Annotated in this window: 9 protein-coding genes, 1 tRNA gene and 1 pseudogene; 6 read left to right on the top strand and 5 right to left on the bottom strand. The window is 35.3% G+C overall.

What is annotated here, in order from left to right; all coding sequences use genetic code 11:
- The 3 genes and pseudogenes from ACJAT0_RS10565 to ACJAT0_RS10555 all read left to right on the top strand — a co-directional run.
- Positions 1–218: pseudogene (locus tag ACJAT0_RS10565) on the top strand (hypothetical protein); the annotation flags it as partial.
- A 623-nt stretch (positions 219–841) separates the two neighbouring features.
- On the top strand, positions 842–2,119 hold the full coding sequence (locus ACJAT0_RS10560) for an acetyl-CoA hydrolase/transferase family protein (RefSeq protein ID WP_415181622.1): 1,278 nt from the start codon (positions 842–844) through the stop codon (positions 2,117–2,119).
- 103 nt (positions 2,120–2,222) lie between these two features.
- A tRNA-Arg gene (locus ACJAT0_RS10555) sits at positions 2,223–2,299 on the top strand.
- 721 nt (positions 2,300–3,020) lie between these two features.
- Here the strand turns inward: ACJAT0_RS10555 and ACJAT0_RS10550 are convergent.
- The gene (locus tag ACJAT0_RS10550; RefSeq protein WP_415181621.1) at positions 3,021–3,821 is read right to left on the bottom strand and encodes a sulfite exporter TauE/SafE family protein; all 801 of its coding nucleotides are present in this window, start codon (positions 3,819–3,821) and stop codon (positions 3,021–3,023) included.
- Between the two features lie 1,146 nt (positions 3,822–4,967).
- On the opposite strand from ACJAT0_RS10550, the gene ACJAT0_RS10545 reads away from it, so the two are divergent.
- Complete coding sequence (locus ACJAT0_RS10545; RefSeq protein ID WP_415181620.1) at positions 4,968–6,038, top strand: glycosyltransferase family 9 protein; 1,071 nt, start codon at positions 4,968–4,970, stop codon at positions 6,036–6,038.
- A 565-nt stretch (positions 6,039–6,603) separates the two neighbouring features.
- On the opposite strand, the gene ACJAT0_RS10540 is transcribed toward ACJAT0_RS10545, so the two are convergent.
- The 3 genes from ACJAT0_RS10540 to ACJAT0_RS10530 are packed head-to-tail and all read right to left on the bottom strand — an operon-like array spanning position 6,604 to position 8,159.
- Positions 6,604–7,563 (bottom strand): sodium-dependent bicarbonate transport family permease, encoded by a 960-nt coding sequence (locus tag ACJAT0_RS10540; protein WP_374003748.1) that lies wholly within the window; start codon positions 7,561–7,563, stop codon positions 6,604–6,606.
- A 22-nt stretch (positions 7,564–7,585) separates the two neighbouring features.
- On the bottom strand, positions 7,586–7,879 hold the full coding sequence (locus tag ACJAT0_RS10535; protein ID WP_374003749.1) for a hypothetical protein: 294 nt from the start codon (positions 7,877–7,879) through the stop codon (positions 7,586–7,588).
- A 1-nt stretch (position 7,880) separates the two neighbouring features.
- Positions 7,881–8,159, bottom strand: a complete 279-nt coding sequence (locus ACJAT0_RS10530) for a hypothetical protein (protein WP_415181619.1) — start codon at positions 8,157–8,159, stop codon at positions 7,881–7,883.
- Positions 8,160–8,251: 92 nt separating this feature from the next.
- Between ACJAT0_RS10530 and ACJAT0_RS10525 the strand changes: the two genes are divergently transcribed.
- Complete coding sequence (locus ACJAT0_RS10525; RefSeq protein WP_415181618.1) at positions 8,252–9,175, top strand: LysR family transcriptional regulator; 924 nt, start codon at positions 8,252–8,254, stop codon at positions 9,173–9,175.
- Positions 9,176–9,365: 190 nt separating this feature from the next.
- Positions 9,366–10,685 (top strand): Na+/H+ antiporter NhaA, encoded by a 1,320-nt coding sequence (gene nhaA / locus ACJAT0_RS10520; RefSeq protein ID WP_415181617.1) that lies wholly within the window; start codon positions 9,366–9,368, stop codon positions 10,683–10,685.
- 177 nt (positions 10,686–10,862) lie between these two features.
- Here the strand turns inward: nhaA and ACJAT0_RS10515 are convergent, their stop codons facing one another.
- Entirely contained in the window at positions 10,863–11,309 is a 447-nt protein-coding gene (locus ACJAT0_RS10515) for a GatB/YqeY domain-containing protein (protein WP_415181616.1), read from the bottom strand.
- Positions 11,310–11,749 lie beyond the last annotated feature (440 nt).

The raw sequence follows: 11,749 nt of genomic DNA, 5'->3' as shown, positions 1-11,749 counted from the left end.
AAGACGGATTCACTACAGAGAACTTAGAACACGAATTTGACGTTACCTATAATGGGAATTTAAATTTACAAAAAAAAGCTATAACAGGTCTTTGGTTTATGGAAAATGAAATGGATGGAGCACTCGATTTAGAAATCCCTGTAGCCGAAGGTTTATGGATGTTGCGAAAAGCTAAAAAGCCAAAAAGCGATTTTGATTATTCGCTTTTAGGACTTTAAATTATAAAAAGTATTCCGGGCTGTTTGAGCTGCCTTCCATCTAAGAAACACAGCAAGCGTTTTGCACCTTATTCTTCCATAATTTATATGGTGCTATCTATGGCTATCATTGATAAGATAAAAAGACTTTCTTTTTAAAACCTATAGCTATCCAACTAGGAATTACTGATTAGCAATAAGTACCCATTATCGAAAACCTTAAAAAATATACTGTTGAAAAAACATCAGATTTTATTCCTAAAAACGATAAGAATTGTCCTCCTCTACGACTATACTTATAGTCATAGTTGTTTGTAGGGTAAGAAAAAACGCCTGCTGTGGCGGGCTCTTTATATATGATTTAAAAGTAACGCAATAGCTGATACTCATCACCTATAGCTTTTTTGATTTTTCAGTTCTTTTCCCTTTTCTGTACATGGAAACTTACAACTATAACGACAGCTATGCTTATAATTTTTGCCTTAATTGAGAAAAGGTAAACTATTACAGGTACTATAATAGTTAAATGTTTTAAGGGCTTTCTCTGTTGATTTTAAACCAAAAAACTTGTGCTTATCCTCTCAAAACAACAAATTAAAATACGATTTTATTTTTATCAGTTTAAATTATAAATGATATAACTTATGTTATTAAACACGATTACTCCAGCCGAAGCCGTCAATTTTGTGTCCTCTGGACAGCGGGTATTTTTTCAAGGTGCTGCGATGACCCCTAACTTACTGATCAATGCACTCTGCCAGCGTCATCAAGATCTCAAGGATGTAGAAATCATACAAGTTCACACAGAAGGTGTTGCGCTTTACACACAAGAACCATATAACAAGAGTTTTCATGTGAACAGCTGCTTTGTAGGTAGTAACGTACGCGGCGCTGTAAACGGAGGAAACGGTGATTACATTCCGATTTTTTTAAGTGAAATACACCTTCTTTTTAGAAAAAATATACTGCCCATAGATGTGGCTTTTATTCAAGTATCACCACCAGATGTACATGGATACTGTTCCCTTGGAACATCTGTAGATATCACGTTACCGGCTGTAGAAACGTCCAAAATTGTTATTGCACAAATCAATCCTAATGTACCACGAACGCATGGCGATGGAATCATACACCTGCGTGATATTGACTATGCAGTGGAAGATACGAGTAGTCTAGGGATTTCTGGCGGTGTTCCCATTTCTGAAATTGAAGCGCGTATAGGTTTTCATGTAGCAAATCTTATAGAAGATGGTGCTACTTTACAATTGGGGATAGGCAATATTCCCAATGCGGTTTTAGATAACTTAAGCAATCATAAACGCTTAGGAATCCATACAGAAATGTTTTCTGATGGCATTTTACCTCTTGTTGAAAGTGGTGTGATTACAGGAGAAGACAAAGTAGTAAAAAAAGGGAAAATTGTTACTTGCTTTGCCGTGGGCTCTCAAAAACTATACGATTTTGTGGATGACAATCCGCTGGTACATTTTAAGGAGGCAGCGTATACGAACGACACGGCTATAATAAGGCGTAATCCTAAAGTAACCGCTATTAACAGCGCTATAGAGATAGACTTAACTGGTCAGATTTGTGCTGACACCATAGGAAATCGACAGTACAGCGGCGTAGGTGGTCAAATGGATTTTATAAGAGGTGCGTCTCTATCTAAAGGCGGCAAACCTATTTTTGCAATGACTGCTGCCACTGCAAAAGGTATTTCTAAAATTACTCCCTACTTAAAAGAAGGCGCTGGTGTAACAACTACAAGAGCTCATGTGCATAACGTAGTGACTGAATATGGTACTGTCGATTTGTTTGGCAAAAACTTAAAACAACGTGCAAAAGCTTTAATAAGTATTGCACATCCTGATTTTAAGGAAGAGTTGGAACGGGAGGCTTTTAAGCGATTTGGCGGGATTTAATTCACTCCTACTGCCAAAAAATATTTTATTAGGTTGAAGTAAACAACTATAGCAAAGTTCTTTCTTTTTAATAAGAACTAACAGTATCTTTGAACTTTATGACGGCTACGTAGCTCAGCTGAATAGAGCACTGGATTTCGGCTCCAGCGGTCACAGGTTTGAATCCTGTCGTAGTCACCATCACTCCAGAATCCATGCTTTAAAAAAAGTGTGGATTTTATTTGTTTTAAGAGTATAGAAAGTACCAAGACTTTCATAAACGAATAGAATAAATAAAATCTGTAACGCATTCACAATGAGTGAAGAAACTCTTATCGACAGGTTGAAGGAAACAATTTTGTGATACCGAATAAACGGTATCAATGGGTAGGCTTATAATCTACAGTTATTGCGAGTACCACCTTATGATCTTATAGGAAGCCCTGAATATGCTACGCCATCTTATCAATCGTGCTTCACATATACTTGGAATCCCATCCAATTCACGAATTATGGCAACTAGAATAACGATTTTTATTTTCAAGAAATCCCCATTGCATATTTCACAGGCTTCTTTTTTTCATTTACCATAACCAAACACAAGCATTCAAAAAAGACCTGTACGCATGATCTGAGTGTACCTAATTTTTAATAGCGTGACACATTTTAATAACCCATACCATGCGCACGAGAAATCTGTAGTATAAATTTATGACTGCGCAATTGAATATCACTTTTCAACAGCCATTTTAAGACAATAAAACATTTAGACACCCAACCTAGAAAAACACTTTTATTACCTCAAGGATGATATCGATAAAAGCCAACGGGATTTATAACCTAAAGTGAAATGCACTTAGATATCAGTTGAATCCATTCTATAGACCATTAATAGAAACTAAGTATTTTTAGGTAACTCCTACTACCTAGTCAGTTCCTTATAAATAATATAAACACCCATAATTAAAACAAACCAACCAAATACTTTTTTGAGCTTTTTACCATCAATAAATTTACTCAACCAAATACCTGCGAAAATTCCTACAATAGATAAACTTGTAAAAGGAATAAGAAAACCCCACTCCACTGCTGTATGTTGCATATCGCCCGTAAAACCTATTAAGGAATTGATTGCTACTATAAATAAAGAAGTTGCCACTGCCTTTTTCATGGATAACTTAGCAAATATCACCAAGGTAGGTACGATCAAAAAACCTCCACCAGCGCCTACTGCACCAGTCACGAAACCTATGATCAAGCTATAAATGATCAATAATAGTTTAGGTGGCTGGTACTTATATTCTTGTGTTACTCTTGGTGTATTATGAGCTATCATACCTATCGCTGCGAAAAGCATTACAATGGCAAAAAACATCATTATCCCTAAATTTTTTGTAACAACGAATCCGTTTACCTCAAAAAGCTCATCTGGCACGGATGGAATAAGGAATGCTCTGGTGAGATAAATAGCTATAAATGCTGGAATGGCAAAAGTAAAGGCAGTCTTAAAATCCACCTTTCCTTTCATCATATTTTTAATTGCACCTACAGCAGCGGAAGAACCTACTACAAAAAGAGAGTAAGCTGTAGCGATTACAGGATTAAATGAAAGCGCATAAACAAGAATAGGAACCGTTAAAATGGAACCACCTCCACCTATAAGCCCCAAAATTAAACCTATTAAAAAGGCTCCTGTAAATCCTAATATTTCAACTATATCCATTACTCCTTTTCTGAAGAACAAATGTAGGGTCAAGAATCTTTAATTTATTTAACAGTTGTTACAATACTTCAATACAACTTCCTTTTGAGTTGATTTTATTCTGATTCTCCATTTTCTTAAGTAGCCTCGAAATGACTAAGCTACTGATATGTAGATCACTGGAAAATTCATTATGAGTTATATAAATATGCTTGCTATTTAGAATTTTATTTTTCAGATAGTTGTCCATACGTTCCTCCAGGTTATTAAAAGCAATATTATCTATACTTTATAGCATTTCCATCACGCGCTTATGATAACTAAGGAATACAAAATTGCGCCATGTTCTGTCTTTGCCACGCCACCCTGCATTTTACCTTTGAAAAGAATCATTAAAAGCTTTGTTACTGTCTCGATAGCTTCTAGAATTTCGCTTTTTTGTTAGCCCGAAAAATATTTGAATCTTTACACAAGAATTAGCTCTCTCCCATTAGAAGAGCGATCATACATCTCAATTATCACCTGGATGCATGATTGTAACCCTCACAAAAAGTAAAAGCGGAGAGTATTTGGTAAGTTGGCACGGTTAAATCAAAACCTCATCATGTATCACTTCCATCTTGGTGCATTTTCATTAATTTGGCACACATACGCTGCTTTAAATTGTCACTCATAACCTCCTCTTCATATCGAATAATTTCTTATTCATTTGTCATATCCTAAAGCTTCCTATAAAGCGCTCTTTCTTATCTGTTTTGAAATAAAAATTAAAACCGCACCGAATCTTATCCTTGTATTTACCTTCCTTTCAAATTTAAAACTTTTCCATTTACTTATACGACATGATAAATTTTATCCAAACTAAAACATCAAGTCGCGAAAGTTGATGCACTTATTGATCGAAACAACCATAGAATAATGTGGCTCCATTTTTTCAAAAAACTTTAACTTTAACTTTCAATGCCATACCAATAGCATCATCAATATTTAATACTTAGAAATAAAGGCTTTGTCCATATTCCATAAGCGCCTAGTTTTCTGTAACCTACTCCTAACTCTTTATAAATAAAAGTAAGCTCATTTATTACATTATAATTTCTTTACATTAACGCAAAAATCTTGTTTTCTTTTTAGATCAAATTTAAATTACACGCTAAATTAATAACAATGAAAGTTCCAAATACAGTTGACCGTTTTAGAAGAAAACTAATGCGTTATTTAACAAATAAAATAGGTAATGACCTTCATCAACAGCGCTTAAAAGGGATAGAAAATAATAAAATCAAGCGAATATTGATTGTAAGGCCTAACCATCGCTTAGGAAACATACTGCTCACTACTCCCTTAGTAAACGAGATAACAACTACATTCCCTAATGCAACAATTGATATGATAACCAGAGGACCACTTTCGCCGATTGTATTTCAAAATTATCACGAGGTAAAAAACTTTATTCTTTTACCTAGAAAACCATTTAAAAGTATTTTAAAGTATGTTCTAGTATGGATTAAAATGCCCTTCAAAAAGTATGATCTTATTATCAATACTGTAAAATGCTCTTCTTCGGGAAAACTGCTGACTAAAATCACTCCTGCTACTTATAAAATTTATGAATATGAAGACATGGAGAAGACAAAAACTGAAACTATCCATCATGGTAAAGAAGCTATAATTGCATTGCGTAGTGCCTTATATCCAGAAGATTCTTTACAAATTTTAAAAGAAATTCCCTTACTGGACATTAAACTTTCAAAAAAGGAATTGCATAATGGAAAAGAGAAACTAAATTCCTTAAAAGGAAGGAAAGAAAAAACTATTGCTCTATTCACTTTCGCAACTGGGGACAAGTGCTATTCAAAACTTTGGTGGTCTCAGTTTTACTCCAATTTATTATCAGAATTTCATGATTGTAATATTCTAGAAATTCTACCTGCTGAAAACGTATCACAAATTGATTTTAAAGCCACCTCATTTTATAGCAAGGATATTAGAGAAATAGCATCTGTTATGGCTTGCTGTGACATATTTGTAGGAGCAGATAGTGGGATTATGCATTTAGCAAGCTCTTCTGGAGTTCCTACAATCGGACTGTTTCACGGACGCATTGCGCAGTTTAGACCCTATGGAAATGGCAGTACAGCTTTAGATATCTCAGAATCAATTATGGAAGATTGGATGGCAAAGATCCATGAAGTTTTATCTCTGAAAGTTAATCCTGAGGCAACCTCCAATACTTAAGAAACAAGTTCATTATAACAGGAAGATAGAGAGATCGATAAAAACTTATTTACCAACTATATTTCTCAAATGATCAGCGTATTTGTTGCTTATAAAGTGCTAATGAAACAGGCTTAAACATCTGTAAGTAACCTGAGTTCAAGAGGCCTTGTTCTCTTTGATATTAAAGATTGGAACTTTTACGTACTATTAGGCGTTGTTTTAGTCTAGGGCTCCTACCTGAGAATTTTATGTGTTTGAAGTTTATTTAAATTCTCTGTACTCGATAAAAATTTATCTGTCAAATCGCATGCTAGAATTAAGCGCTTGAACGTTATCAAACTCTAGATCATTTGATTTCCATCTACATCTGATTCATTTTTTAAGGCTTGCCTATCTAGAAAATTTAAAGTGAGGAATTGCCCAATATTAATTATTGACACTATGGAACTAAATTATGGTTTATTACAAGTATTAATGGCTGATGCAACCTACTTGTTGAAGCTTATATACTAGCTGATAGATACCATCTGAATGTGACTCTTTGCATTTATATAATAAAAGAGGAAAGAATCATTCAGATGTTTCATTGTATCAAATACAAGTACAAAGGCAATCCTACGGTTATGTTAAGTGGAAATGTTACGGCAAGAGCCATCGGTAAATAGATACTTGGATTTGCTTTAGGAGCTGCAATTCTCATAGCTGCTGGAACCGCGATATAGGAGGCACTTGCTGCTAGAATGGCGATTAATAAGCGGTCACCAGCTTCCTGTAAGACGTAACCAGATAACAAAGCAACGGCACAACCATTTACAAGTGGCACTGCGATTGCAAAGACTAATGCAAACCAACCCTTTTTAATAAGAACACCTATTTTTTTTCCACTAGTAATTCCCATATCTAATAAGAACACCGCTAGAAAGCCTTTGAATAAATCTGTCGTAAAAGGCTTTATCCCAGCAGCTTGAGCATCGCTTGCTATGTAACCTATAACCAGACTTCCTAGAATAAGGAGCACACTGCCGTTAGTAATAGCATGTTTGACAAGTCCCCATATCTTGCTGGCAGATCGATCTTCCCCTTTAGAACACAAGCTCATTAAAAGTACGCCTACAATAATAGAAGGTGCTTCCATGAGCGCCATTACCGCGACCATATGACCACCAAACGGTATCCCTTCCAATTCTAAATAACTAATAGCAGTAACAAAAGTGACTGCACTTACAGAACCATAAGCAGCTGCTATTGCTCCTGAATTCTCAATAGAAAATTTAAGTCTGAGAATAAAGAACGTGTATAAAGGGATTATTATGGCCAAAGCGATTCCTATGAAAACAGCCCAATAAATATCGGCTGTAAAATCACTATGCGATAGCTCCTGGCCACCTTTAAATCCGATAGCAAACAATAAATAAAGCGAAATAAACTTAGAAGAGCTTTTAGGAATTTCAAGGTCACTCTTTACTTGAGAAGCAAATATTCCCAAAATAAAAAACAGCAATGCGGGATTCGACAGGTTATCTGTCAAAAGATGTAAATCCATAGTGATTTGTTAAAGAACTGAATTAATCTATGATTTCTATTTCTAGAATACCATTGATTTTAATTTTTTTACCCATTAATTTTGCTTCTCTACAAATTGCTTTGAATTCTTTCCGTTCCTCAGTTAACTCAGTTACACGGCTATCGTCATAAGCAGTATCACTATTTACATTTCCTTCACACATAGATAGTCTGTGTAACTTATGAAAATTGATCTTTTCTCTGATGAGACTACTTATAACGTCTGATGCTTCAGTCGGTGTAAATATTCCATCTACTAATTGAACTTTATGCAGTACTTCTTTACTTGTTGACATATTAATTATTGTTTTTAATATTCTTAATTTGAGATAATATTGCTATTGCAGCGATTAGAAAAACTATAAAAAACGGCAGTATTAAATAAGATGACATAGGGTGTTCCATTATAACGCAAATAACAGTGACAACCAGATAAGCCACACTCAATAATGCGGTACCTATATACCTCAGCACTTGATGAAAACGATCCCATTTAACATTTTGAAACAGATGCAATGATCGCTCTATTGGAGTGGAGTGTTCATTAGATCCTCTGGTTTTTAATTGCTGTAACATGAATTATAGGATTAAAATATACCTTGCAAAGATGCATAGTTCAATTCATTAATTTTAATTTATATTTGTAATGAGATACATAAGCAAAGATTATGCATTACACATTACACCAGCTTCAAATATTTCTTCAAATAGTAGAAAAAAGAAGTGTCACTAAGGCGTCAGAAGCATTGTTTCTTACTCAGCCGGCTGTTTCCATCCAACTCAAAAAATTTCAAGAGCAGTTTCCAATTCCATTGAGTGAAGTTATAGGAAGGCAGCTTTATGTAACAGACTTTGGCCATGAAATAGCAGACATAGCAAAGCGAATTTTGGAAGAGGTCGAAACCATAGACCATAAGACTAATCAATATCAAGGCAAACTAGCAGGTAAACTAAAGCTATCCATTGTTTCCACCGGTAAATACGTGATGCCATACTTCCTTTCTGGGTTTTTGAAAGAGCACAGTGGGGTAGATTTTTCAATGGATGTGACTAATAAAAAAAATGTCATTCATGATCTAGAAGAGAATAGAGTTGATTTTGGCTTAGTGTCTGTTTTACCTGAACATCTTGATCTCAACACCTTACCTCTTATGAAAAATGAGCTGTATTTGGTAGGCAGTACCGATAGAGAACAGAACAGAAAAGGCAAAAAAGAACTGATTTTTTCTCACGAACCTTTGTTGTATAGAGAACAAGGTTCTGCCACTAGAAATGCCATGGAAAACTTTATCCAAGGTAAAAACTTAATGGCCAATAAAAAAATCGAATTGACCTCAAATGAAGCACTTAAACAAGCGGTAATTGCGGGTATTGGCTATTCCATTATGCCTCTGATAGGGATTAAAAACGCGATAGATAGAGGAGACATTCATATGATTCCTTATGAAGGACTGCCTATCCAAACGCAATGGAATTTGATATGGCTTAAGAAGAAAAAACTTTCTCCAGCGGCTCTTGCTTTTAAAGAATATATTTTAGAAAATAAAGATCAAATTACCGCAAAATATTTTGACTGGGTTGCACAAGAATAAATAAAAAATTCATTAGGTCATTTACGAATGCGGTTCCGCTTTCGCGAAAGCGAAACAATCACAAACACCGCGAGAGCATTTATTTTCCACAGGAACAGTGCACTCCTTTACACTCCAACCAATTCTAAGAATACCTTAGGAACGTTTAGCTTTTAAATGCCTAACTTAGAAATTCATCCAAATCAATAAAATGATAAAAGATTACACCAAGAGACTTTCAAAATTGACCCAGAACTTCTTCACTACAGGCTCATCTTTAGGTATTATCTTACTTGTTATGGTAGTAGTTGCTATGGCATGGGCAAATTCCCCTTGGTCTCAATCGTATCATGACTTATGGAATATCAAACTCACTATAGGCTTTGAAGGATCTGAGTTAACTAAATCATTGCATTATTGGATCAACGATTTTTTGATGGCCTATTTCTTTTTTATGGTAGGTCTTGAGGTAAAAAGAGAGTTTATGGTAGGTGCGCTTTCTACCGTAAAAAAAGCATCTCTACCTCTAATAAGTGCCCTAGGAGGGATGGTAGTACCCGCGCTCCTCTATATACTGTTCAATTATAATGGTGAAGGAGCAAATGGATGGGGAATTCCTATGGCAACAGATATTGCTTTTGCAATAGGCTTGTTAGCTTTGGCTGGGAAGGCAGTATCTGATAGTTCTAAAACATTTTTAACCGCTTTAGCGGCTGCAGACGATATAGGCGCTATTTTAATTATAGCCTTTTTTCTAAGTGGTAGCTTGGATATAAGCAACCTATTAGCCGCAGGAATTTATTTCTCTATAATGCTCGCAGGAAACCTTATGGGAGTCAGAAACGTATGGTTTTACTTTATATTTGGAGTTTTTGGGTTATGGCTTGCTCTTTTCCTGTCTGGGGTGCACGCCACCTTAGCAGGAGTGCTGGCAGCCTTTTGCATTCCAGCTCGATCTATTATTAACGAATCAACTTTTATTACTAGAATTAAAAAGAGAGCTACACAACTCTCCGACACTTCCTATACAGACCATAAGCTTCTTAAAGAAAACCAAGTAGGAATTATTACTGAAATAATAAATGATAGTAAAAAAATCCTTTCTCCCCTGCAGCGTCTGGAACAAAAAATACGCCCCCTAGTTCATTTTTATATATTGCCATTGTTTGCGTTAGCAAATGCAGGGGTAACATTAAAAGGAGATGTCTTAGGGATGCTTTTACACCCCATCAGCATTGGTATCATTGTAGGTCTTTGTTTGGGTAAATTGATAGGTGTTTTAGGCGCTTCTTCTATAATAGTAACATCCAATTTAGGTGAATTACCTAAAGACATTCGCTGGAGTGACATAGGTGGATTATCCATGATGGCCGGTATAGGATTTACCATGTCTATTTTTATCGCAGAGCTTTCTTTAAACGATGAGAGGCTGCTTCAGATAGCAAAAGTGGGCATAATAACAGCCTCTGTAGTTGCTGCAACTATAGGTATTGCTTGGTTTAAATGGTCCAATAGAAAAACAGCTGCCTGACGGACACAGAACAACGTTTAAAGTGCCAACGAACAACTCTATACATAAATTTTTAAATAAAAAGAGAAGCCTCTCGACTTCTCTTCTCTAGAAACATCAGTATGTGATCTCCATAGTGCAAAAAAAAAGTAGCTGCAATTTCTTGCAGCTACTTTTAAGATTAAATCACGGTTAAGACTAAGTTAGTTGTGACTTTACAACTGTACTTATAGTTCTTCCATCTGCTTTTCCAGCAAGCTCTTTATTTGTCATTCCCATGACTTTACCCATATCTTTCATTCCTGCCGCCCCTATTTTTGCAATGATCTCAGAAACAATTTTAGTAATTTCTTCTTCACTCATTTGCTCTGGTAAAAACTTTTCTAGAACTGCTGCTTGAGCAATTTCTGGCTCTGATAAGTCTTCTCTATGTTGCTCTGAAAATATACGCGCACTGTCTTTGCGTTGCTTTACAAGCTTTTGTATCAGTTTGATTTCATCTTCTTCTGATAAATCGGCGCTTACACCAGAAGTTCTAGCTAATAAAATTTCGCTCTTTACAGCTCTTAATGCAGCAAGTGCTATTGGATCCTTTGCTTTCATCGCCTCTTTAATGGCGGTCATGATATCTTTCTCTAAACTCATAATCTTCTTTTCTATTTAGGCTACTCCTATCAAAAGTTGTAGCATTTACATTATACCTATTGTAATGAACCCTACTCATTAATACCCAATTAAATTTAAAGTGTGGTGGTTATAAATTGCATCACCTACTTTTATATTAGTAAACACGGCAAAAGCTCTATTTATACTTTGTTATTTTCTTACAGAATTAAGTGTAAAACCCATCTAATTGCTATCAAAAATACGAATTAGTTGTGCCATAAAAAACCCAAATACCATAGCCGTATTTGGGTCTTTGCAATTTACAAGTCCTATTTCTAATCTACATTATCATGTAAAAAAGAATTGTTATTCGATCGCAGCTGAATCTCGTTATTCTCATCCGTAGAAAGGGTCGTTCTTGATCTATCTCCTTCTTGTGGTAATTTATCTAATTCTACACCTTGTCTCAAATAAGCAGG

It is taken from the genome of Nonlabens sp. (genome assembly GCF_047636915.1).
GTDB lineage: Bacteria > Bacteroidota > Bacteroidia > Flavobacteriales > Flavobacteriaceae > Nonlabens.
The sequence above is the reverse complement of the archived record's forward strand: the minus strand, read 5'-3'. Positions and strand labels throughout refer to the sequence as shown.

Excerpts from the sequence above, each read along its gene's own strand:
- ACJAT0_RS10560 (WP_415181622.1), top strand. The coding sequence starts at position 842 with ATGTTATTAAACACGATTACTCCAGCCGAAGCCGTCAATTTTGTGTCC.
- ACJAT0_RS10550 (WP_415181621.1), bottom strand. The coding sequence starts at position 3,821 with ATGGATATAGTTGAAATATTAGGATTTACAGGAGCCTTTTTAATAGGT.
- ACJAT0_RS10545 (WP_415181620.1), top strand. The coding sequence starts at position 4,968 with ATGAAAGTTCCAAATACAGTTGACCGTTTTAGAAGAAAACTAATGCGT.
- ACJAT0_RS10540 (WP_374003748.1), bottom strand. The coding sequence starts at position 7,563 with ATGGATTTACATCTTTTGACAGATAACCTGTCGAATCCCGCATTGCTG.
- ACJAT0_RS10535 (WP_374003749.1), bottom strand. The coding sequence starts at position 7,879 with ATGTCAACAAGTAAAGAAGTACTGCATAAAGTTCAATTAGTAGATGGA.
- ACJAT0_RS10530 (WP_415181619.1), bottom strand. The coding sequence starts at position 8,159 with ATGTTACAGCAATTAAAAACCAGAGGATCTAATGAACACTCCACTCCA.
- ACJAT0_RS10525 (WP_415181618.1), top strand. The coding sequence starts at position 8,252 with ATGCATTACACATTACACCAGCTTCAAATATTTCTTCAAATAGTAGAA.
- nhaA (WP_415181617.1), top strand. The coding sequence starts at position 9,366 with ATGATAAAAGATTACACCAAGAGACTTTCAAAATTGACCCAGAACTTC.
- ACJAT0_RS10515 (WP_415181616.1), bottom strand. The coding sequence starts at position 11,309 with ATGAGTTTAGAGAAAGATATCATGACCGCCATTAAAGAGGCGATGAAA.